The following is a 24856-nucleotide window of genomic DNA, read 5'->3' on the forward strand; positions in this document are numbered from 1 at the left end:
TGTCTCTTTTTTGTGTCCGATAGGTGCACGCTTTACACAACTATATTAGAAATAAGGGGGGCTTTACGATGAAAAAAAATCTACTCGCAAGTCTTGTACTATCCACTTTGTTAATTACGGTGTTGAGCGGTTGCGGAGCGGCTTCTAAGTCGACTACGGGTGCTGCTGACACAAACGCACCTGCGGCTTCAGCGAAAACAGAGAAAAGCACAACGCTTCGCATCGGCTATCAGAAATACGGCACCGTGAACTTCCTGAAAGCAAACGGCGAGCTGGATAAAGCGTTAAAAGAAAAAGGCATCACCATCCAATGGACCGAGTTCCCAGGGGGGCCGCAGCTGCTGGAAGCGATGAATGTTGGCAGTATTGATGTGGGGCATACGGGTGAAGCGCCGCCGATTTTTGCACAAGCTGCAGGAACGCCACTCGTTTACTTAGGGCATGAACCTGCAAGCCCTGCTAGTGAAGCGATCCTCATCCCAGAGAAGTCGGAGATTAAATCCGTTGCCGAGCTGAAAGGGAAGAAGGTTGCGTTGAATAAAGGTTCGAACGTGCACTATCTGTTAGTGAAGCAACTCGAGAAAGCTGGCTTGAAATATGAGGATATCCAAGTAGCCTTCCTTCCACCTGCGGACGCTAGGGCAGCCTTTGAGAAAGGCAGTGTAGATGCTTGGGTCATCTGGGATCCATTCTTCGCTGCGGCAGAGACTTCTGCGAAAGCCAAAATATTGGCTGACGGCAAGGACACCGTTGCTAACCATGAATTTTATCTAGCTACCCGCACTTATGCCGAAAACAATAGGGACACGGTCAAAGTCATTCTAGACCAATTGGCCAAAGTAGATGTGTGGTCCAAAGATCATCCCAAAGAGCTTGCCGAAACGTTGTCTCCGCAGTTAGGTATTGACGTTCCTTCCTTGGAACGCGCGGCAAAACGCAGAGCATACGGCATTCAACCAATCGATGATGCTTTGATCAATGAGCAACAGAAAATCGCGGATACCTTTTTCAAACTAGGACTGATTCCAAAAGAAATTAAAGTGAAAGATGCCGTATTACCAGCCACGAAATAGGTTCGAGCTACTTATAAAGGATAAGGGAGACGATGAAGATGGAAGTATTCTGGTTCATTCCGACACACGGAGACAGCAGATACATTGGAACAACGAAAGGGGCGCGCGCAGTTGATTATGGCTATATGAAGCAAATTGCGCAAGCGGCTGATCAACTAGGTTATGGTGGCGTACTGTTGCCAACGGGCAGATCTTGCGAGGATGCATGGGTGGTTGCCTCTTCCTTAATTCCCGTGACCGAGCGGCTGAAATTTCTAGTCGCAGTCAGACCGGGTTTGATGTCACCGACCCTATCGGCCAGAATGGCTTCCACCTTCGATCGGTTATCGGATGGTCGCTTATTGATCAACGTCGTCACAGGCGGCGATGCGAAAGAGCTTGAAGCCGAGGGACTCTTCCTGGAGCATGATGAGCGCTATAAGTTGACCGACGAATTCCTGCACATTTGGCGGAAAGAGCTAGCCGGTGAGCAAGTCGATTTCACTGGTGAGCATTTGAAAGTGGTAGGCGGGAAAATTGTGTATCCACCGATCCAAGCGCCGTACCCGCCAATCTATTTCGGTGGTTCCTCAGACGCAGGGATTGAAGTTGCAGCAGATCATGTCGATGTGTACTTAACGTGGGGAGAGCCGCCAGCTGCAGTAGCGGAGAAAATTAAGACCGTTCGCGAAGCTGCGGCGAAGCGTGGCCGCACAGTGAAGTTCGGCATTCGATTGCATGTCATCGTGCGTGAAACTTCAGAGGAAGCTTGGGCGGATGCCAATCGCCTCATTTCCCATTTGGACGATGAGACCATAGCTTCTGCGCAGAAAATATTTGCAACCATGGACTCCGTCGGTCAACGCCGTATGGCAGAGCTGCACAAGGGCGATCGGACTAAATTAGAGATCAGTCCTAATCTGTGGGCAGGCATCGGGCTTGTGCGCGGAGGTGCGGGGACAGCATTAGTCGGTGATCCAGAGACAGTTGCTGCGCGAATGAAGGAGTATGCGGACCTAGGCATTGAGACGTTTATTTTCTCGGGCTACCCACATTTGGAAGAGGCGTATCGGACAGCGGAGCTGTTGTTCCCGCATTTGCCATTGAAGAACCAGAAGAAGCGCTCCTCTGAATCTGCGAATTACGTAAGTCCGTTTGGAGAACTCATCGCTAATACGGAGTTGCCGAAGCCAGCAAAGGGGGTTCGGTCCCATGACAACCAACCTGTCAAAGTCTCTGGCTAAAGGGTTGCTCCCTTGGGCGCTTCCGATCGTACTTCTTGTTTTATGGCAGCTACTAGGGCAATTTGGCGTGATTTCCACTCGCATTTTATCGACGCCGTCAGCTGTATTCGCAGCTGGTGTTCATTTGGCCGAGAAAGGGACCCTATTCACGTATATCGGTGCCAGTTCCAAACGGGCATTTATCGGCTTTGCGATTGGCGGCGGTATCGGTTTTGCCCTAGGCTTAATTAATGGACTTCTTCCTATTTTTGAAAAGGTGACGGACACTTCCGTCCAAATGCTGCGGAATATCCCTCATCTAGCGATGATTCCTTTGGTCATCCTCTGGTTCGGTATTGGAGAAGAAGGCAAGATCTTCTTAGTTGCACTAGGCGTTTTCTTCCCCATTTATTTAAATACCTTTCATGGTATTCGTTCCGTAGATCCGGGATTAATCGAAATGGGGCGTGTGTATGGGCTTCGCCATTTTCATTTGTTCCGCAAAATCATCATTCCCGGTGCGTTGCCTTCGATCTTGGTCGGGGTTCGTTTCTCTCTAGGTATTATGTGGATAACTTTAATCGTGGCTGAAACGATTTCGTCGAGTTCTGGGATTGGCTATATGGCGATGAATGCGAGAGAATTTTTGCAAATGGATGTCGTGATTCTAAGTATTATCGTCTATGCCTTACTAGGCAAAATATCCGACTATATGGCGAAGCTTCTGGAACATGCATGGCTGCAATGGCATCCTAATTTCTTGAAACCATAAAGGAGAGTGGGCACGATGGCGGAAGGCACTGGCATTCGATTACAAGTGAAGCAGGCTGCGAAGGTTTTTGGTCAAAAGCAAGTACTGCAAGGTGTAGAGCTGGACGTAGCACCAGGCGAGTTTATCGCAATTGTCGGACGAAGCGGCTGCGGCAAAAGCACACTTCTGCGCTTAATCGCCGGGCTGGATAAGCCTTCGAGCGGGCAGATCGAGGTTGATGGTCAGGCGCTCAAGGGCATCCATGGCGAAACACGCGTGTTGTTCCAGGATGCTCGCTTGCTTCCGTGGAACCGCGTGCTCGCGAACGTGCAGGTTGGCGTAAGGGATGGCTCTCGCTGGAGAGCCGAGGAAGTACTTGCGCAAGTAGGCTTGGCGGACAGAACAAACGAATGGCCGGGAGTACTGTCAGGGGGGCAACGCCAACGCGTTGCGCTGGCACGTGCTTTGGCAGGGCAGCCTCGCCTGCTGCTGTTGGATGAACCGCTCGGCGCGCTTGATGCGCTGACTCGCATCGAGATGCAGCAGCTCATTGAGCGGCTGTGGTATCAGCAGAAGTTTACGGCGCTGCTCGTAACGCATGATGTGTCCGAAGCCGTTCAGCTGGCGGATCGGGTTATTTTAATCGAAGAGGGACAGATTGCCCTCGATGTGAAAATCACGCTCCCACGCCCTCGCGTGCGGGACAGCGGGTTCGCTTATTTTGAACAGTTGATTCTGGATCGCATCTTGGTGAAGGAGCAGAACCCTGCGCTAGAGGAGATTGCGACCAATAACAAATACGCGTATACAATCTAACGTTTGCATGTAAAAAGCACTCCAAGGCAGTATGACTGCCTATGAAGTGCTTTTTTGTGTTTGGGAAGTGCTCAGATTTAGAGGACCTCTTGCGTATGTACATCGTGATTAGGACGTTTTTCAATCAATATCGTTAATACGAGCAAGCCTACGAGACCAGCTACGATGAAAATGGGATACCATCCCTTCACCAACGAGCCGGCTTCCATAATCGCCATCATCCCTACAGTAGGTAGGAGAGGTTGTCCGTAAGCCTTCCACCAATCCAGCGGGAATTTTTCGAAGTAGAAAAATCCAATCATGGCAATCGCGGAGACAGCCCATCCCCCCGTGTAAATACCTACAGCTAGGACGGGATTTTCAGCCGCAATGAAGGGGACGATCGCAATGACGAAGATACCAGCCACGATCATGACCCAGAAGTTAGACTTTGTTTTGCCAATTCCAGCTAGTATACTTCCGCCAAGTCGGCCTACGGAAGAGAATAAGACACCTAAAGCCATCAAGCGAATATAAGCTGCGGAATCACCTGATGTGAGGCTTTCTCCGAATAGAAAACCGTTGATTTGATTGGGATATAAACAGATGAGCGCTGTCAGTGGATATAGAAAAATGTTGTTATATCGAACACAACTCGTCCCACGATCCTTGCTTTCCTTCAAATCCTGTGCGCTTTCGGCCACGAAGGGGAAAGTCACGATCATGAATGCCCATGTAATGATGCCGATGAAGCCTGTTATACGGAAACCATTCGATAAGTAACCGACAGCGATGACTGAACTGGAACCGACCATCATGACTAGAAAAGGCTGTTGGAATGCTTTTGCGATATTTCCCGCCCAAGAGGGTAAGCCGTACGCCATCATGGCTCTGACCTCTTTCAAAGGGATACCGCCGAACCATTTCGGACTATGCACACGTTCAACTTTCCAACCAATAAAAAGAGCCGTCAGGATCGCCCCCACGCTCATCCATAGCGAGATATTTTCGAGGAGATTGAGCGAGCCAACGGGCAATAAAACGCCGACAACCGTCCCCGAAGTGGCAAGTGTAGTGGTGATAACCATGAAGAAAGCCTGAACACCGAATTCGCGGTTTCCTGAGAAAGAAGCGACACCAATATTGATGATGGAGTTGAAAACAAACATGATGGAGCTCAGGATCATGGCGCCTTTTAGCTCAGGCAGTTGGTAATAATTCGCTAGAATTGGTGCGAGCAGCGCGAGTATGATTCCGAAGATTATCCCGAAGAGGGAGCTTCCGAAAAAAGCAACGCGAAAATTGGTTTGTACTGCTTGTTCTGGCTTCCTAGAAAAGGTATAGATTAAAGAAGAGTTGAACCCAACATTGAGAAACAAGGAGGCCATACCGAAAATTTGCAGCAAGAGATTCACTTGCCCGAATTTGGTAGGATCGTCTAGTACACGAGCTAGAACGATGCTTCCGACTGTTTGGAGCATTTGGTTAATGAAGAGACCGAGCACAATGATGGACACATTTCGAAGCAAAAATCGCTGCGTATCCGTTAACATGAAATTCCGATTCAGCATGGGGGTTTCCCCTTTTCCCGTTTATAAGTCTTGTTATCCAAAGAGTAGCAGACCCCTCCTAGGTTGACAACCGAGGAAATAGTAGATAAGTAGAGAAATATAGAGATATTCAGAGGTTATATGTCGTCTCGAATAGTTGAAAGAGTAATACGGGGATTGCACAATTGGAATAAAGAATGTGTGAGCTTTCTCGGGGAATGGTATGGATTTGCAGTAGGCGTGGGGGTAGAGTAGCAGGAGATGGGCTGGGTTAACGCCTATTTTGGGCGTTAACGTGAGGAGTCGCTGGCGCGCGGGAGAGTTAAGGCCCATAAGGGGCCTTAACGTGCTCCGGTGGCCGCGCGCCGCGCAAAAATGCTGAGTTAACGCCCATTTTGGGCGTTAACATAAGGGGTCGCTGGCCTGCAGGAGAGATAAGGCCCATAAGGGGCCTTAACGTGCTCCATTGGCCGCGCGCCGCGCGGAAAGGCCGAGTTAACGCCCATTTTGGGCGTTAACGAGAGGGCGTTGCCGCCGTGCAGGGGGATATGAAGCAAAAAAAAGAAGACAGTGCTTAATAAGCGCTGTCTTCCTAGTATATATGTCAGATGTTAGTCCACCAATGTTATCGTGCCGGAGAGAAGTCCGCAATTCCTTTCAAAACTGTCTCGATTCGCTCTAATGATGCTGCGTCAAGCGTGACGTCCACAGCCTTCACATTCTCTTCGATCTGCTCTGGTTTGGTCGCACCGATCAGTGCGGAGCTTACGCCAGGCTGACGAAGTACCCATGCGATTGCAAGTTGAGCAATCGAGATATCCAGCCCTTGAGCAATTTGTTCTAGCTCATGAACGGTCTGCAGTACGCGGTCATTCAGGTAGCTGTTGATGACTCCATTGACGGAATCGTTCGCAGCGCGGCTATCGGCTGGAAGCGGTTGTCCCAGCTTATATTTGCCAGTCAGTATACCTTGCGCAAGCGGCGAAAAGACAACTTGACCGAGCCCCTTGTGCTCGGAAACTGGTAATACTTCGCGCTCAATATAGCGCTCGAACATGTTATAGATCGGCTGATTGGAAATCAGCGGGCGAAGACGAAGGCGCTCAGCGATGCTAGCGGCCTCGGTGATTTGTGCGCCGTTCCACTCGCTAACGGCGGGGTAGACGATTTTGCCCTGAGCGACCAAATCGTCAAGCGCGCGAAGCGTTTCCTCCAGCGGCGTGTGAATATCATACCGATGGCAGAAATAGATGTCGATATAGTCGACGCCAAGTCGTTTCAAACTCGCATCACATTGCTCCATGATGTGCTTGCGGGACAGCCCGCGATCGTTCGGGCCATCGCCCATCGGGAAGTAGACCTTCGTCGAGAGCACATAGCTCGAGCGTTCATACCCTTTGAGCGCTGCGCCCATGGCTTTCTCGCCTTCGCCACGATTATAAGCATTCGCGGTATCGAAGAAATTAATGCCGCTTTCAAAAGCTTTTGCGATGCACGCATCCGCAGCTTTTTGCTCGGCAGCAGTCCCGTAAGTGAGCCAGCTTCCTAAGGCGATTTCACTAACTTTTAACCCGCTGCGTCCCATGTTTCTATATTTCATGACTCCAATCATCCTCTCATTTACCGTGTGCTGTAAGTATAAGGGAGGCCGGGTTGGCCGACAAGAAGGCACTATTAGTTCACTTAGTTACGTAGAGTTAAGTGGTGGGGGGCGAAGTAACCACTTCCAGTAGTAGTAACGCTGCTCAGTAACTCACCTTAGTTTCACTACATTTGCTTTCTTTGGTCCACCCCAGTACCTATTCTCCATCATGCCTCAAGCAGCCCATCCCAGCACCGAATAACTGGAAAACATACAGCTAATTTCGTCGGAAATCCCTCATTCCACCGATTAGATGTAAAACATGTAGTTAATTCAGCTCATTTAGCTCGATATGGCGCATATGACCTAATATAGATGTACATTATCCAGTTAATTCTGATTACCTGGCGAAATGAGCGAATTTAGCTGGACAAAATCCAGTTATTTCGTATGGACATCACCTGCACGACTATTTTAAGCTTTTAAAATAAAGGGCACCTCTAGTATACTTGGAAACGTTGCTGTAACAGCACACAGTATAACTTTACAGTAGGAGGAGAATTCATGTCACCACGGAACATCGAAAAAGATCTGCAATTGCGGGAGGAACGGAAGAAACACATATTAAACTCGACGGTTCAGGTCACGGCAACCAAGGGAATCGGCGCCACGCATATGAATGATATTGCAGCAGCAGCAGGCATTAGTATCGGGAATCTATATCATTATTTTAAATCAAAGGAAGAGATCTACGCAGAGTTGCTCTATGCGACACAGAGTGATTATGGACGTCTCGTAACAGAGGTTTCGCAGATGGAAGGCAACGCGATCGAGAAACTGCGTTATATCTGCTCGTTGTGGCTGTCGACTAGTAACAACTGGGCGTTCACGATTCTCATACAAACAGCGCGAACAACAGAAAGTGTACCGCTCGAAATTCGAAAAGCTGTTACGGAGCGGTTCACCAACAATCTGCAGCCTGTTGCTGCGATTATGAAGGAAGGCCAAGACAGCGGCATCATTATTGGCGAAGAAGACCCCTTGGAACTGGCTTTTTATTTCGTTAGTTTAATTCAAGGCTTAACGCTTCAACGGGCACCTGGTCTTGAAATTAACATTACACCAAAGACCGAAAGTATAATCCGATTATTCCAGGTGGAATTAAGAAAATAAGTATTGACAATACGTCCGCGTAGTTGTTAAGATATGGTTCATACAAACCGAATCGAAATTCGGTTTGTGGAATAGAGCAAAATAACAATAACTACATAAGATCAATCGACCAGACCAACTGGAGATTCGACGTATGCTTTCTTTTGTGTCATTTAGAAGCGTTGAGTCTCTTTTTTGCATTTTAATACCAAGTAATATGATGTGAATAGTTTGTTAAAAGGGGTGTGATCAATAGTGACAACTCAAACGCTTACGATTTCCGGTCTGAATAAGCAGTTCGATACGCCGACCGGCCGTACCATTGCACTGAGTAATATTCAGTTGGAATTGCAGCAGGGTGAATTTATTACCATCATCGGGCCCAGTGGTTGCGGCAAAAGCACACTGCTCAAGATTATTGCTGGTTTGGATACAGCGTACAGCGGAACAGTGCTTCTCAACGGCAAACCGATTGACGGACCGAGCATCGAGAAGGGAGTTATTTTCCAAGAACCAAGACTCTTTCCTTGGCTCACCGTGGAGAAGAATATTGCTGCGAATTACTCCTTGAAGGACCCTGTGATTAGAGGCAAGGTAGATGAGCTGATCGAGCTTGTGCGGCTGAAAGACTTTGCCAAAGCGTATCCCCGCGAATTATCTGGGGGCATGGCTCAACGGGTAGCGATTGCCAGAGCATTGCTGCGGAACCCTGATGTGCTGCTGCTCGATGAGCCTTTTGGTGCACTGGATGCCTTTACGCGATCGCATATGCAGGAAGTGCTGCTCGACATTTGGCAGAAGAACCGCACAACGATGCTGTTCGTCACGCACGACATCGATGAAGCCGTCTTCCTAGCCAAGCGTGTAGTCATTATGAATGCGAGACCGGGGCATATCCGCAACATCGTGCAGAACGACTTGCCATTTCCGCGTAAGAAAGCTAGTCATTCTTTTCAAGAGCTGCGACGTATTGTTCTGAGTGAGTTCGAGAAGGTTGAAGAACCCGTAAGCGTAGATGGAGCGGGCATTTAATTACACAATTTATTGGGGGGTATTACTATGAAAAATATTCGTTTACTCATTGCCATACTGGTTGTCTTTACTATCGTTTTGAGTGGTTGCGCCAAATCAACGGAAAATAAGCCTGCTAATGCAACGTCTACGGCGGCAGCAACGAATTATGAAGGTCTAACGGTAAAACTTGGTGTGCAAGGCAGTGGAGGGCTTTTCGGAAAAGCTCGTGAGGAAAAGTGGTTTGAGACGGAATTTGAAAAGCTGGGCGTAAAGGTAGAATGGTCTGAATTTCAAAGCGGTCCTCCAATGACGGAAGCGATGGCTTCCAATCGACTCGATTTTGCTGGACTTGGCAACATGCCGGTCGTTGCAGCACAAGCTGCCGATATTCCATTCAAAATTATTTCTCAGATTCTGGATGGTAAGAAAAATGTGGCTCTCATCGTTCCGACGAACAGTCCGGTCAAAAAGCTTGAAGATCTTAAAGGCAAGAAAATCGCGGTTGCCAAAGGGAGTAACGCCTTCAACTTCTTATACCGCAGCTTAGAGCAAAGTGGGTTGAAAACATCTGAGGTTGAAGTCATTCAACTACAGCCAGATGAAGCTCAGCCTGCTTTTGAAAATGGCGGTGTAGATGCTTGGGCAACTTGGGATCCGTACATCACCTTGAATACGTTGAACGGTAAAGGCCGTGTCTTAGCAGATGGCGAGGCATTGGGCGTCCTATCACCTTCCTTCAATATTGTACGCAAGCAATTTGCAGAGAAATATCCGGATCTGGTTACCCTTTACTTGAAAGTGTTAGAGAAAACACGCCTGTGGGAAAATGATAATAAAGACGAAGCATTGAAACGATATGCCGATGAACGCAAGGTTCCAGTGGAAGTCATTAAGGGAACATTCGAACGCTCTACGATGATTAATATTGCGACAAGCAAAGATATTGCTGCTGAGTTGCAAAAGACGGCGGATTTCCAATTCGGTATCAAGTCGATCCGTAAACAAATTCAAGTCGCTGATATCATTGATAATCAGTATGTAGAGAAAGCACTTAAACAGATTGCTGATGAGAAAAAGAAATGAGGCGTTTCCTATGCTCTCAAATGAATCTCAGATCAAACAACACCTTCCAATTCCTGTAGTCAGGAGTAGGAAGGTAAGAGGGTATCGTCCATCCATCAAAGTTGTTAATATTGCGCTCGGCATGCTGCTGCCAGTTGTTCTTCTCATCATTTGGTCGGTGGGAAGCGCACTCGGCATCTTGAATCCGATCTTGCTGCCATCGCCACTGACGATCGTGAAGGAATTTATCGCCATGACAGCTTCTGGCGAGCTCTTGCGTAATTTGCAAATCTCAGCTTGGCGAGCATTCGTCGGTTTTCTTATTGGCGGTGGACTTGGTTTTGCAATGGGCCTATGGGTGGGGTTCTCCTATCGAACCGAAAGGCTTCTGGATCCTTCCATACAAATGTTGCGCACACTGCCTCACCTTGCGCTTGCGCCATTATTTGTGCTTTGGTTCGGTTTTGGGGAAACGTCCAAAATACTGCTCATCGCGAAAGGGGCATTTTTCCCGCTCTATGTGAATACGTTCCTCGGTCTTCGGTCCGTAGAAGTTAAGCTATTTGAGGTTGCACGCGTTCTCCAATTTAGCAGATGGCAATTGATTACGAAGCTCATTGTGCCATCGGCGCTGCCTCATATCTTTCTAGGCATTCGCTTATCGCTTGGCATTGCTTGGTTGGGACTTGTTGTTGCTGAAATGATGGGATCCAGCTCAGGTGTAGGATATATGATCAATGATGCACGGTTTATGTCCATAACGACTGTCGTATTTGTAGGGATCATCGTATTCGCTGCGGTTGGCAAGCTGACAGATTCCCTTGTTAAATGGTTAGAACATCGCTTATTGCGTTGGCGTGGAACGTTTCAAGGGGAGGGTGGACAATGAGCCAATTACCAGTTAGTACACGTACAACGCTCCGTCCATCGGGCAGTCGCATACCTCCCTATTTGCATGGTTGGATCGTACCCGTCATCGTCATGATCGCTTGGCAGGGGGCAGGGATGTATGGTTTAGTGCCTGCGAGCCTATTGCCTACACCACTTGCGATCCTGAAACAGTTCATTGACTTGGCTGTGAGCGGCAAACTATGGAGTAACTTAGAGATTAGTATGTATCGGGCTGCGCTAGGCTTTCTTCTAGGGGGAGGCATCGGGCTATTGCTCGGACTTTCCGCAGGGTTAGGTAAATTCGTGGAACGGGTCATGGACCCTTCGCTTCAAATGTTAAGAACTGTCCCGTTATTGGCGCTTATTCCGTTATTTATCTTATGGTTTGGCATCGGGGAGTTTTCTAAAGTGCTAATGATCGCATTGGGGGCATTTTTTCCCATCTACATTAATGCCTTTCAAGGTGTGAGAAGTGTCGATGAGAAGCTCTATGAAGTTTCCCGTGTTTTGCAATATTCCAAATATCAGCAGGTTACCAAGCTTATTTTGCCAGCAGCTTTACCTCATATTTTACTAGGTTTGCGGCTTTCACTAGGCATTTCATGGCTTGTACTCGTCGTAGCTGAGTTGATGGGAACGAGCGCGGGCATTGGTTATATGATCCAGGATGCCCGTACGTATTCGAAGACCGATGTCGTGTTTGTTGGCATTGTGATCTTTGCCCTTGTGGGTAAGCTATCCGACTCCTCCGTACGCTTGCTCGAACGCAAATGGCTCATGTGGCGCGATACCTTCAAAGGATAAGCAAAAACTAGCGAACGAGAAAGAAGGAAGATAAGATGACAAAAAGAGATGAACAGCTACATCTAGGAGCCTTCATTTATTATACAGGACATCATAGTGCAGGATGGCGTCATCCTGACTCCGGCGTGGAACAAATGTTCGATATCCAGCTCTATAAAAAGTTGGCACAAACAGCGGAGCGTGGAAAATTTGATATGATTTTCTTTGCTGATTTGCTGTATGTATATGGCGTTGAACAAGCCGCATCAGGGATGCTTGAGCCGTTAACGCTGCTGTCAGCGCTATCGCAAGCCACAGAGCGAATCGGCCTTACCGCAACGGTGTCGACGACATATAGTGAGCCCTACAATGTGGCGCGGAAGTTTGCTTCGCTTGATTTCATCAGCGGCGGTAGAGCAGGATGGAATATCGTGACTTCCCAGCAGGATATTGAAGCGCACAATTACGGGAAGGATAAGCATCCTGAGCATGGGCTTCGCTACGAAATGGCGCGTGAATTCGTTGACGTGGTTACGCAACTGTGGGATAGCTGGGCCGATGATGCGCTCGTCTTGAATCGAGAATCAGGCCAATTCGCTGACCCCGCGAAGATCACACCGATTGATTTTAAAGGACAATGGTATGCCTCCAAGGGCCCTCTCAATGTTCCGCGTCCGCCGCAAGGCTATCCGGTGCTGATCCAAGCTGGATCCTCTGGGCCAGGGCAGGATTTTGCTGCTAGTATAGGCGAGGTCGTGTTCACGGCACAACAATCTCTGGCAGCCGCACAAGCTTTCTACAGTGAGGTTCATGCGAAGCTAGCGAAGTATGGGAGAACCGATCAGGAGATCCGCATTATGCCAGGACTTTCACCGATTCTCGGCGACACAGTGGAAGAGGCTCAGCGTAAATATCAGGAACTACAGTCCCTGATTCCGCCAGATGCGGCCGTTCGGATGCTGTCTGGATTCCTAAGCTTCGATCTCTCTAGTTACCCGGTGGACGAGGAACTTCCTGAAATTCCAGATCCAGTGGAAGCCTCCAATGGGATGAAAAGCCGTATTCAACTCATCATGGATGTGGCGAGGAAAGAGAAGCTTTCCATTCTTGAGCTTGGCCGTCGTATTCTTGCAGCGCGGGGACATATGCAATTCGTAGGTACGCCTGAGCAGCTGGCGGATCTCATGGAGGAGTGGTTCCATTCTTATGGCTGCGACGGCTTCAACATCATGCCGCCTGTTCTCCCTGATGATTTAACGGATTTCGTCGACAAGGTTATTCCTATTTTGCAGGCAAGAGGATTATTTAGAGACGAGTATTCGGGTACCACATTGCGAGAACATTTGGAGTTGGCAAGGCCGAGCGTGGGGCACTTCAAGCAGACTGTTGTAACGAGTTAAACAGATAGAAACGGTAAGTCCTTCGATTCGTCGAGGGGCTTATTTTTATTTTGAAAATATTAAAAAAAGATAAGTGCCCTTAATTCACGGTATCCATCTTTCGGCTCGCCTACGGTACACTTCATACATAACAACGACGATAGGGTGATGGAGAATATGAGCTATTCAGAGGTCGAGCAGACGGTGAGCAAGCCTCAAGGGCAAATGGCCAAGAAAACAGGGATATTAGCCTATTACAATCGCTACAAGGTGCTTTACCTGCTGTCGATTCCGGGTATTATTTACTTTTTAATCTTCAAATATATCCCGCTGACGGGGTCCGTGATGGCTTTCCAGGACTATAGTATTTTCACCGGGATATGGAAAAGCGATTGGGTGGGCTTGGACAATTTTCGGCGCATGTTCGAGTATGCGGATTTCTGGCGCATTTTAAAAAACACAATGGCCATCGGCTTCTACACCTTGTTCTTCGCCTTCCCGATCCCGATCCTATTGGCGCTTATGATGAACGAGCTGCGCAATCAGATTTTCAAACGTTTCGTCCAGACGGCCGTATACTTGCCTCACTTCCTGTCCTGGGTGGTGGTTGGAGGCATTGTGATCGAAATTTTAAATCCGACAAGCGGTGTCGTTAACTATATCGTGACGCTGTTCGGACATGAGCCGATTTATTTCATGGGAGAGGATTCCTACATTCGAACGATCATCGTCAGTTCCAGTGTTTGGCGCGATGCCGGGTGGAGCACCATTATTTATTTGGCGGCGATGAGCGGAATTAATCCAGATCTGTATGAAGCAGCACAAATGGATGGGGCAACACGGTGGAAACAGACATGGGCTATTACGATTCCTAGTATTTTAACGACGATTACGATCCTCTTTCTTTTGCAAATAGGTAATTTCTTGGATTTAGGATTTGAACGTGTGTTCGTGTTCTTGAATCCTTTAAATAATGCGCAGGGGGATATTCTGGATACGTACATTTATCGTGTGGGGCTGATTCAGCGTGAATACAGTTACACGACAGCTATTGGCCTATTTAAGTCGGTGATCGGGTTCGTGCTTATCGTTACTGCTAATATGTTCAGCAAAAAAGCAACCGGCGAGGGTTTATACTAACCTGCCCGAAGAAAGGAGATGCCTACGTATGTCTAACAGTAAGTCAGCTCTGAATAAACCAAGCCCTATATCTATGCTTAACCCTGTCGGCCTCATTCTGATCAGCTTAATCATGGTGCTGCCGATATTAAATATTATCGCCCAGTCCTTAAGTGGACCTGTTGCACTCAGTGCGGGGAAGGTCGTCCTATGGCCTGTTCAATTTACGATGGATAACTACATCACGGTTCTGAAACAGATTGCGATATGGCGGGCCTTTAGCGTAAGCGTCATGATTACTGTTTTTGGTACGCTAATCGCACTAATCATGACGGCTAGCTTAGCGTATCCACTATCAAGAAATGAGTATCGCGAACGCAAATATATTTTGCTGCTCGTCCTCATTACGATGATTTTCCATGCTCCGCTGATCCCGAATTATTTGCTCGTTCGTAATCTTGGATTGCTCGATAGCTTGTGGGCTTTAATGCTGCCTGGCGCGATCAGTGCTTTCAATTTGTTCGTCATGCGCTCTTTCTTTCTGTCCATTCCAAATGAACTGATCGAGTCTGCGCGTATAGACGGGGCTGGTGAGGTTCGTACGATTTGGAGCATTATTTTGCCGCTTTCGAAGCCGGCGATGGCGACGATGAGTATTATTTATTCGGTGGCGTTGTGGAACAACTACTCGAATGCGCTCTATTTTATCAACAATCGCGCGCTGTTCCCGCTCCAAGTGAAATTACGTGAGTTTGTCGTAACGGATTCCTCCGATTTAGCCAATACGGCTGGGGATATCGCCAATTTATCTCCTGAAGGACTGAAGATGGCTGTTATCGTCATTGCGACAATTCCAATCATGTTGGTGTATCCGTTCCTGCAAAAGCATTTCATCAAAGGGATGTTAATCGGTTCGATAAAATCGTAAAATCTGTATAATAAAGATCAACTGAGCTTAAAAAACACAATGTTCCAAGTTTTTCTTTCACGATAAGATGATCACGAATCAACAACATATCGACTAGGGGGAAATACAATGAAAGCTTGGTTGAAAACGGGTCTCGTCTCAACGTTAATGGTGGCGGTCATCGCGGGTTGCTCTAACTCCTCAACAAGTACGACTGGCACTAGTGCAAGCCCAGCAAATCCAGCAAGCCCTGCAAGTTCCGCTAAATCGCAAGCACCGGTGAAAATCTCTATTTCCTTAAGTGACTCCTTAAATAAATACGCGCTCGGCAGCACAGACATCAACAATGATAAATGGGTGAAAAAGCTTGGCGAATTAACCAATACACAGCTCGATCTTCGACTTGTACCGCATGCGGAGTTCAAACCGAAAACAGCTTTGATGTTCGCTAGCACGGATCTACCGGATGTCATGAATACGATTCAAGGGATGTTCCCTACGGGTCCCGATATGAGCGGAGCGATCAAAGGTGGTCTGTTCATGCCGCTGGATGATCTTCTCAAAGAATATGGCCAAGATTTGTTGAAAGCGATTCCCGAGCAAGCGTGGAATGAAGTGAAATATAATGGCAAGATCTATGCGATCCCTGAATATTTATCCAATGCAAGCCGTCGTGCCACATTTATCCGTAAAGATCTGCTAGATCAAACAGGACTGCCAGCACCGAAAACCGTGGATGATTTCCTCAACGTATTACGTGCCATGAAGAAGAATGGTGTAGCTGAACCGTACGCGTTCCGTAAAGATTTTGTCTACTCCGATGTGATATTTGGTGCCTATGATGTTATGCCGTACAGCACGATGTTCGAGAAAATTGGCGATCAGGTTGTTCCGAAGTTTTTCAAAGTGGAAGCCATGCAGAAAGCACTTACTGTCTACAAAACGATGTACGATGAAGGCTTGATGGCGAAAGATTTCGCGAGTCTGGACGGTAACAAATGGACGAACAACATTAATGCAGGCAAATCAGGGGTGTGGAATCACAATGCAAACCTGTTGATGAACTGGATTAGTACGACGAAACCTGCCAATGCCAAATCCGAAGTTGTCATTATTCCGTCTCCGGTCGGTGACGATGGGAAGGGCGGCATGATGAAATACAGCTACACAGGCGGATTATCCTACATCAATAGCAAAGTTAGCAAGGAGAAAGCGATCGCTATTGTGAAAATGATGAACTACATGGTGACCGAAGCGGGCGATCGTTTCTTTAACTTCGGGATTGAAGGCGACACGTACACGATGCAGGATAACAAAGTCGTTTACAAACAACCGACAACACCAGAAGGCTCTCTGGAAGAGCAATTCCGTTCCGTCATGCTGAGACTTGTGGAAGACACGGCGCTGAACAGAACACTTTTGAACACCACCGAAGATGGTAAAAAGCTAATCACACAATTTGACACGATCGTGACCAAAGAAGGTAGAAACGGGATCTCCTTCGCACCGGAGCTTACAACGACGGCGAAATTTACAGATGCGGGTCTGAAATTCTCCGATATGCCGCCAGTTATTCTGGATCATATGCTGAAAATGGTATACGGCAAGGAGCCGATCTCCGATTGGCCGAAAGCGCTGGAAGATTGGAAAGCCAAGGGCGGAAATGAAATCATTAAGGAAGCAACTGAGCGTTACAACAAAAAAGAAGGCATCGTGATGGGCGACTAAAAAATAGCTTGTGCATTAGGTAGAAAGCATTTATTCTCGGGTTGAGGATAAATGTTTTTTGCCATAAAAGGAGGGCGGCTGGATGAAGCAAATTCTGATTGTCGACGACGAACCGCTTATTCTAAAAGGTATGGTTATCATGCTGAAGCAGCATTCCCATAAATTTGATTCGATACGCACGGCTAGCAATGGTGTGAAGGCGCTGCAAATGATCGAGGAATCGATGCCGCAGCTGTTATTTACCGATATTCGGATGCCGAAGATGGATGGACTCGAGCTATGCAAGCAGGTGCATGAGAGGTATCCTTTGATCCAAAAAGTGATTATTTCGGGTTATGGTGACTTCGAATATGCCCAGGCGGGTATGTCTTATGGGGTCAAAGAGTACTTATTGAAACCGTTTACGCCGGTCAAAATCCATGATCTGCTGACGAAGCTGATTGCACAGAGCGGTCATGCGATTTTATCCATTTCCAAGTATGAGGACTGGATTGAGAAAATTGTAGAAGCCATCTGGACACTGCGAATTGATGAAGTCGAAGCGCATTTGGAGGAATTGCGGTTGTATTGCATGTCGGCGTCCACTTCGGATTCCGAGTTCATTCAACTGTTGCAGGATTGCCTGCCCATGATCAAAAAGCGATTATCCCTTCGCAGTTTTCAGCCGAAAATGGAAGAAGTGACCGATACAACGGATATGATGGCGTACTTCTTGCAGCTTCAGGAGCAAATCATGAAGGTCATTGATGAGCTGGCGCTGCAGCGGGGTGGTCAGGATCTTATGCAGAAGGCGAAGATTTACATGGATGCCAACATCACCAATAGTCTCTCCCTAGAGGACGTTGCCGAATATCTGGGCATTACGCCGCCTTACTTGAGCTTACTGTTCAAGAAAGTGTTCAAGGAAACGTTTGTACAGTATCGCATTACCAAAAGAATTGAGCTGGCCAAGCGGATGCTCGAAATGCCGCATTATAAGACGAACGATATTGCGTATGAGATCGGTTATGAGAACTACCCGCATTTTTCCCGTATGTTCAAAAAAGTCACAGGGCTCTCACCGCTTGAATACCGGCATATGATGGGGATCAAATGATGAAGCCATCGTTAGCACGCAGTATTTTCGCATATGTGGCCGCTATTGTCCTGATTACCGTTATGTCCATCGGCTTTTCTTCCTACTATATTTCCTCGAACAAGCTGAAGGAGCAGACGGAGCAGCATTTGACGGAAATTGTATCGAACGCGGTCAATCATACGGATTTATATTTGAAAAATTATGAGCGCGCGCATCTCTCGCTTTTTACCAATAGTTCTGTCAAAAAGTTCGTCGACGACCCGCCAACGGGCGATTACGAGTATTATCAGTTCACGGATAGCTTGATAGATAATGTCATCAATCCGCTTTTTATTAAGTCTCCAGAGATTATGACGGTCTATTTGGCCGATTATTTCGATCACTTGGTGTACTACGAGAATCCGGCTTTGAAGCCGATCGTAGACCCTGTACCTGCTTTTACGATGGAAGAGTTGGACAAAGAGACGGATCCACAAGGCAACATGACGATTATTAGCAACAGTGTGTTCTCGGAGAGCAACAATCAATTCATTACCTTGGCACGCAAAATTCATGGCGAAGTGTTCAATGAGTTCAAAGGTATTCTCGCAATTGAGATTAAGGCGGACGAATTTGCGACCTTGTGGAAAGGGATTAATTTGGGGCCGAGCGGATTTTTTGCCATTGTCGATAATGAAGGACGCATCGTGTATCACCCGGACAAGCAGCGAATCGGTACGACCGTGAATCAGGCGCTTATGGCCAAAATAGAAGGAAATGACTTGAAATCTTTCAAGGATTCCTCGTTTGGGGAAGAGCGAATGGTCGTTAGCTCCAAATCGGGGTATACGGGTTGGAACCTGATGGTCTCCATTCCGACGGCGGATATTAATCGCCCATTATCGAGCATTCGTTACTCTGCCTTCTGGGTAGGGAGCATTACTTTACTGCTGGCCTTGCTGCTGTCCTACCGATTTGGACGAAATATTACGAAGCCGATTCAAATTTTGAAAAATGGCATGCGCCAAACAGAAAAAGGAAACTGGGTGAAAATCCCCCAGCTGCAAACGAATAATGAGCTGGATGAGTTGATCCAGCGCTACAATCTGATGGTCGTCTCATTGTCAGAATTAATGGACACCTTATACCGAACAGAGCTCAGTAAGAAGGACGCTGAATTGGAAAGGCAGAAGGCTGAGCTGCAATCGCTGCAGCTGCAAATTAATCCGCATTTTCTATACAATACGCTGGAAAATATTATCGTCTACGCCGTCATTCAGCAATCCACGGAAATTACGGAGATTGTGGATGCTATTGCGACGATGTTCCGTTACTCGGTGCAGACACATATCGAAGAGACGGCGATCGTTAATGAGCTCAAGCACGTGCTGAACTATATGACAATCATGAAGCATAGGGTGGGGCGGGAATTCGAGCTGGATGTCAGAATTCCGCCGGAATTCTTCTTAAAGAAGACGGCTCGGTTGACGTTGCAGCCGCTCATCGAGAATATATTCCAGCACGGCTTTGCGGATGGGATCGAGGCGCATCACTACATTCGGCTGGATGCGTGGGTGCAGGACGATGATCTGATTATCGTCCTCGAGGACAACGGCGTCGGGATGACGCCGGAGCACCTCGCTTCGCTGAACAAGCAGCTGAGCGCCAATCAATTGGCGGAGGCGAAGCTGCATAAAGGCGCCGGCAACAGTGGCGGCATCGGCATGATGAACGTGCACCGCCGCATCCAGCTGGTGTTCGGCGAGCAGTACGGCCTAAGCATCGCCAGCGAGCTCGGCGTTGGTACATCGATCTATATTCGGTTTCCGAATATAGGGACGTGAGGGAGCGGGGCGATGGCCACCGAAGCTCCACCCCACTCTGGGGTGGGGCTTTTTGGCGCGACCAAATCGTAGCGGAACGACGTTCCGCAACTTCTGGATATAACCCTCGCTGTTTAAAAAAGCACAATACTGCTTAAATTCGATCATATGTTTCGGCGCCACACCTCACTATAATGAGTCTTAGTTCAACGAAAAGGATGGTGAATTTATATTTATGAATGTAGTGATGGTTAGGAAACGGAAGCTTTTGAGTGGGTTGGTATCCGTACTATTGCTGTTATCCCTGTGTCTTACCATCATGCCTATACCTGCAGCCCAGGCAGCAGGCCTCCCGCTAACGGAGGATTTCGAAAACTACGGCAACGCAACAACCGGTTATACCTCACCAGTGGGCAGCACTTCGACCAGCACCCAGCCATGGAAATCTGTCGTCGGGGGAAGCACAAGTTGGTCCATGAACGAGGAAGGAGCGACCCAGAATCATTATTTAAGACAGACGGATGCGACTACAGGCGTCACGTATGTAGTAACGAATGACCAGTGGGGCGCAGCGACACCAGCCATTCAAACAAACGACCTCACATTATCCGGCAAACTCAAAGTGACTGGTGCCAACAGCACTTATGCTGGCCTAGTGACCCGATACTCAGGTAGCGGGACGACGGCTACATATTACCGTTTTACGATGAAGAAGAATTCATCCAGCTATCAGTTTTATCTCGAAAAAGTAACTGGCAACACGAAGATCAGCGTGCCCCAAACGGCAGGAACGCCGAATGCTAGTGGTGTCTCCGTTACGAACACGACGCTAAGCACCTCATTTGATAGTCTTGGCTACTTGCCTGTGAAGCTGCAAATCACCCAAAACACGGATGGCAGCCTGACTCTCCAAGGTTACTACGGCAGCACGCTTGTCCTCTCAGGGACAGATACGTCACCTTATACATCAGGTCAAGTTGGCCTCTATAGTTATGCGGGTGCGACAGCTTTTGACGATATAACCGCAACAGCTGCAAGCGGATCAACATCAACACCGACAGCACCGAGCGCACCAACGAGTGTATCGACTTCGCTGCCTAGCACAGGTGCCGTGAACATAGCATGGACAGCATCAGCCACGGCAACGGGTTACAACGTGAAGATGGCGTCCAGTGGGAGTGGACCTTTCACGACAGTGAACAGCTCACCGATCTCCGCAACGAATTATACGGTGACTGGTTTAACGGTAGGTCAGACTTACTATTTCGTCGTAAGTGCAGTGAATACTGCGGGCGAAAGTTCGAACAGCACGCCAGCTATTTCGGCAATTCCGCAAACGATTGCGAATCCGCCTGTCTCCGTAAGCAACTCGACCCAGCTTGCACAAGCTATTAATGCAGCAAACCCAGGTGCGGTGATCGAGCTAGAGAATGGAAATTACGCATCCTTCAGTATTACGGGCAAACATGGCGACGCTAGCAATCCGATTGTGATTAAAGCGAAGAATAAAGGAATGGCGGTATTCAACGCGGGTCCGATCAAATTTACCAACAGCTCCTACATCACTATTCAAGATATGACGTTCGTGATGGACAGTACGGCCTCGAATTGGATTCGGATTACAGGCTGTAACCACATGCGGATCACGAATAATTATTTTCATTCGCCAAGTTCAGCGACAGATGCGACCAAATCCAGCTGGGTGTACATCGACGGTTGGAGTTCACATCATAACCAAGTGGATCACAATTTAATGGAAAATAAAAAGGATCGCGGCAAGTTTATCCTGTTCGACGGCAACCGAGACACCGTGGCGGGTACGTACGAAATTACCCAGTACGATGTGGTGGAATACAATATTTTCCGCAATACGCTGCCTCGTCAGGAAAATGAGTCCGAAGGGATCCGTCTCGGCGTGACGGATTTGGTGCATCTGAATGCGTATGCGACGATTCAGTACAACATTTTCGACCATGTCGATAGCGACCCTGAATACGTCTCTGTCAAAAGCGGCGGCAATGTCATTCGCTACAACTATTTCATTGAATCCCTAGGCGAAGTCTCCCTTCGATCCGGGAATGGTTCCAGTGTCTATGGCAACATGTTTATTGGAAATGGACGTGAAGTGCTTCCAACCAACCCAGATAGCCGAACGCTAGGTACGGGCGGTGTGCGCGTTTACGGTCAGAATCACAAGGTGTATAACAATTATTTTCAGGGGCTGACAGGTACGGAATGGGATGCAACGATTGCCTTAACAACCGGAGATAACGATAATCTGACGCAACCGATTCCGAGTAATAATCACTACATTGCCAAGAATATCATGATCGCCAACAATACACTCGTAGACAACAAAAGTGGTATCGAGCTGGGGTTTGTGCGTTACGGCATGGCTCCGCAAAATGTAACTTTTGCCAATAATGTGGTGGTGGGCGGTCAGCAAGAACTAATTAAAATCATGACGCCGATTCCAGGCTTAAGCTGGTCTGGCAATATCATGTTTCCACAGCATGGCGTACCCGTTATCACGGGGAATTCGGCAGCACTTACGGAATCTGAAGTGAAAGTTGCTTATCCGATGATGAAAGAAGCGGTGCTAAATTTGAGTCAAGCCGATTATGCATGGCTTTGGACCTCAAGTGAGTATGACCGACTCAGATCGATTCCTTATAAAAAGCTTGCAGCCAATAGCCCCGCGATTAATAGCTCGGTTGGTAATTACGGCAGTGGCGGCGCACTTTCGTTCGTGACAGAAGATGTCGAGCGCGAAACAAGGGCGGGTGTTCCTGATGTCGGAGCAGATGAGTACACCGCAGATCCCCTGACGGATCTTACAGCACCAAGCTGGAGCTCAGGCACACCGTTATCCCTTGGCACTATAACGCCACGCCAAGTGACGTTGAACTGGCCTTCAGCAAATGATGATACGAACATCGTTGGATATCGCATTTATCGGAACGGAGTACTGTACGATACTACTTTTGCCAACAAGACCTCGTATACCGCAACTGAGCTTCTGCCGGGCACTTCGTACACGTTTAAAGTTGAAGCAATGGATCAAGCCAACCGAACAACCGTAAGTAATACGATCACTGCGGCTACGCCTGCGATGACGGGCATTACGATCTCAGGCGTACCTGCGAGTATTGCACTCGGCGGTGGGGTGAAGCAACTTCAGGTAACCGCTCATTTCGCAGATGCTTCAACGGAAAACGCGACTGGGGCAGGTGTTACTTTTACAAGTAGTCAGGGAAGTATTGTTTCGGTATCGAGCAGCGGTGGTATTACGGGGGTTAGTCTAGGTAGTGCCAATGTATCTGCATCGTATAACGGATTTACGTCTTCCGCACTGACCATTACGGTAAAGACGCCGTCACAAACAACGAAAGTTGTCGATGCAGATACGTACGTAGACAGCGTTACATCGACCAATGCCAATACGAACTACAGTACAACGACCACGATGCTCATTCAGACAGATGGCGGGAAACAAGCCGGGTACATGAAAGTAGGCGTGCCGACCTTATCAGGTACTGTCGATACAGTTCAGCTGCGCTTGTACGTGGCGACTGCACAAGCCGGAGCCGATCTGCTGCTGCATGGGATTGCCACGGATAGCTGGGATCCAACGCTAATCACTGCGGCGAACCAACCAGTTCGAGCATTTACGGATGTGGATGGGGGCGATCTCCCAGTGAGTGCTGGCACCTACGTGACTTTTGACGTAACGAAATATGTTCAGACCCAAAGCGATGGCACACTCAGCTTCCGATTAACGATGGTGTCAGACGACAATCCAGCTACGGTATATACCCGAGAATATACGGATATGAACAAGGCGCCAACCTTGATTTTTACAACCATTAACCCGTAATTCAAACATAGAGAGAAAGCGTGGAGAGAAGCGATGCTGGAGAACGTGAAGTTTCATAATACAGCGGAGTTGGAGTCAAGAGCGTATCTACCTGGCGTGAGACTGCAGCGGTTTCCCAAGCAGGTTCGTGAATCGCTAACGGAGAAAGGCAGAACCAAAGCTGCCGAGTCTAGCGGCTGTGAAATTCGGTTTGTATCTGAGGCTGCGAATATCAGGGTGACGATGGCAGCGCAAGAAAAGGATGGACGAGTGCTCGTCTTCAAGGGAGATTTTTTCCATGCTGCGTATGACTTGAAGGCTGGTGTCGTTACCACTTTACAATTGGAAGCTCCCGAAAGATTCCTGGAAGTACCGGCAGCGTTACTAGATAATGGTGCGTTTTCTACCAAGGTGTGGCGTATCTATTGCGACCGGTTTACAGCCATCTTTTATGATATAGATCCATATGGGTATGCGATTAGGCCTCCGGAGTGTCAGGAAGTACCACATTTAACGATGCTCGCTTATGGTTCCTCGATTACACAAGGGGCTGGCGCGTTGAGCCACTATAACGGGTATGTCCAGCAGACGGCACGCCGTCTTGGCATGGATGTGTTGAATCTAGGTCTCAGCGGGTCCTGCTACTGTGAGCCATTGCTGGCAGATCATTTGATGGAGCGGGAGGATTGGGACTTGGCCTATCTGGAGCTGGGCGTCAATATGAGGGGAACTGTGAGCACGGAGGATTTTCAACGTCGAGCAACCTATTTATTGGATGGCATTATCCGTAATCATCCCACTAAACCGATCTTAGTAACAACGATATATCCCAATCGGGCAACGTATTTTAACGATAAGGCACATCCATTTAGCCAGGCTGAAAAGCAATTTAATGAGATCCTACAGCGATACGTAGAGAGTCGCCAACATGCAAATCTGACCTTGTTAGATGGGGCACAGATCATGATTGATTTTACGTCTTTGACAAGTGATTTAATTCATCCTTCGGATTATGGACATAGTCGGATGGGAGAGCAATTAGCTGGGTTTTTACGACCTTTTGTGGATAAGTTGCGGACTGCACAAGGTTGATCACCATATAATAAGCACTTAAATAGGAGGCAGAAATCAT

At 47.9% G+C, this 24856-nt stretch carries 19 protein-coding genes; 17 read left to right on the top strand and 2 right to left on the bottom strand.

The genetic code is table 11. From position 1 onward, the window contains the following. The first annotated feature begins 68 nt into the window (after positions 1-68). Genes AC58PV_RS28440 through AC58PV_RS28455 form a run of 4 tightly spaced genes read left to right on the top strand, consistent with a single transcriptional unit; the run spans position 69 to position 3842 of the window. Positions 69-1073, top strand: coding sequence for a sulfonate ABC transporter substrate-binding protein (locus AC58PV_RS28440; protein ID WP_497436118.1), 1005 nt, complete (start codon positions 69-71; stop codon positions 1071-1073). 38 nt (positions 1074-1111) lie between these two features. Beyond that, positions 1112-2296, top strand: coding sequence for an FMNH2-dependent alkanesulfonate monooxygenase (gene ssuD, locus AC58PV_RS28445; protein WP_497436119.1), 1185 nt, complete (start codon positions 1112-1114; stop codon positions 2294-2296). Further along, the gene (locus tag AC58PV_RS28450) at positions 2265-3047 is read left to right on the top strand and encodes an ABC transporter permease subunit (RefSeq protein WP_068662060.1); all 783 of its coding nucleotides are present in this window, start codon (positions 2265-2267) and stop codon (positions 3045-3047) included. The genes ssuD and AC58PV_RS28450 overlap by 32 nt, the downstream gene beginning before the upstream one ends. 15 nt (positions 3048-3062) lie before the next feature. Continuing rightward, positions 3063-3842: an ATP-binding cassette domain-containing protein gene (locus AC58PV_RS28455; RefSeq protein WP_497436120.1), complete on the top strand. Its 780-nt coding sequence runs from the start codon at positions 3063-3065 to the stop codon at positions 3840-3842. 77 nt (positions 3843-3919) lie between these two features. Here AC58PV_RS28455 and AC58PV_RS28460 read toward each other — a convergent pair whose 3' ends face one another. After that, positions 3920-5392, bottom strand: coding sequence for an oligosaccharide flippase family protein (locus AC58PV_RS28460; RefSeq protein WP_497436122.1), 1473 nt, complete (start codon positions 5390-5392; stop codon positions 3920-3922). Between the two features lie 604 nt (positions 5393-5996). Then, a complete protein-coding gene (locus AC58PV_RS28465) occupies positions 5997-6971 on the bottom strand; it encodes an aldo/keto reductase family protein (RefSeq protein WP_497436123.1) in 975 nt (324 codons plus the stop codon). Between the two features lie 546 nt (positions 6972-7517). On the opposite strand from AC58PV_RS28465, the gene AC58PV_RS28470 reads away from it, so the two are divergent. From AC58PV_RS28470 to AC58PV_RS28530, 13 genes are all read left to right on the top strand, one after another. Then, positions 7518-8126: a TetR/AcrR family transcriptional regulator gene (locus AC58PV_RS28470; protein ID WP_497436124.1), complete on the top strand. Its 609-nt coding sequence runs from the start codon at positions 7518-7520 to the stop codon at positions 8124-8126. 234 nt (positions 8127-8360) lie between these two features. Next, a complete protein-coding gene (locus AC58PV_RS28475) occupies positions 8361-9137 on the top strand; it encodes an ABC transporter ATP-binding protein (RefSeq protein ID WP_497436125.1) in 777 nt (258 codons plus the stop codon). A gap of 27 nt (positions 9138-9164) precedes the next feature. Beyond that, entirely contained in the window at positions 9165-10202 is a 1038-nt protein-coding gene (locus AC58PV_RS28480) for an aliphatic sulfonate ABC transporter substrate-binding protein (protein WP_497436127.1), read from the top strand. 10 nt (positions 10203-10212) lie between these two features. Then, the gene (locus tag AC58PV_RS28485) at positions 10213-11070 is read left to right on the top strand and encodes an ABC transporter permease (RefSeq protein ID WP_497436128.1); all 858 of its coding nucleotides are present in this window, start codon (positions 10213-10215) and stop codon (positions 11068-11070) included. After that, on the top strand, positions 11067-11876 hold the full coding sequence (locus AC58PV_RS28490; RefSeq protein ID WP_497436129.1) for an ABC transporter permease: 810 nt from the start codon (positions 11067-11069) through the stop codon (positions 11874-11876). Before AC58PV_RS28485 ends, AC58PV_RS28490 begins: the two co-directional genes overlap by 4 nt. A gap of 35 nt (positions 11877-11911) precedes the next feature. After that, positions 11912-13255: an LLM class flavin-dependent oxidoreductase gene (locus tag AC58PV_RS28495; protein ID WP_497436130.1), complete on the top strand. Its 1344-nt coding sequence runs from the start codon at positions 11912-11914 to the stop codon at positions 13253-13255. 156 nt (positions 13256-13411) lie between these two features. Next, positions 13412-14374: an ABC transporter permease gene (locus AC58PV_RS28500; protein ID WP_497436132.1), complete on the top strand. Its 963-nt coding sequence runs from the start codon at positions 13412-13414 to the stop codon at positions 14372-14374. A gap of 28 nt (positions 14375-14402) precedes the next feature. Then, positions 14403-15281, top strand: a complete 879-nt coding sequence (locus tag AC58PV_RS28505) for a carbohydrate ABC transporter permease (RefSeq protein WP_497436133.1) — start codon at positions 14403-14405, stop codon at positions 15279-15281. A 108-nt stretch (positions 15282-15389) separates the two neighbouring features. Then, a complete protein-coding gene (locus tag AC58PV_RS28510; RefSeq protein WP_068662047.1) occupies positions 15390-16988 on the top strand; it encodes an extracellular solute-binding protein in 1599 nt (532 codons plus the stop codon). 82 nt (positions 16989-17070) lie between these two features. Further along, positions 17071-18084 carry a response regulator transcription factor gene (locus AC58PV_RS28515; protein ID WP_497436134.1) on the top strand — a complete coding sequence of 338 codons (1014 nt, stop codon included), beginning with the start codon at positions 17071-17073 and terminating at the stop codon, positions 18082-18084. Next, positions 18081-19889 (top strand): sensor histidine kinase, encoded by a 1809-nt coding sequence (locus AC58PV_RS28520; protein WP_497436135.1) that lies wholly within the window; start codon positions 18081-18083, stop codon positions 19887-19889. Before AC58PV_RS28515 ends, AC58PV_RS28520 begins: the two co-directional genes overlap by 4 nt. A gap of 247 nt (positions 19890-20136) precedes the next feature. Beyond that, complete coding sequence (locus AC58PV_RS28525; RefSeq protein WP_497436137.1) at positions 20137-23745, top strand: chondroitinase-B domain-containing protein; 3609 nt, start codon at positions 20137-20139, stop codon at positions 23743-23745. 33 nt (positions 23746-23778) lie between these two features. Next, positions 23779-24816, top strand: coding sequence for an SGNH/GDSL hydrolase family protein (locus AC58PV_RS28530; RefSeq protein WP_497436138.1), 1038 nt, complete (start codon positions 23779-23781; stop codon positions 24814-24816). Positions 24817-24856 lie beyond the last annotated feature (40 nt).

This window comes from Paenibacillus sp. J22FR83 (assembly GCF_059691955.1).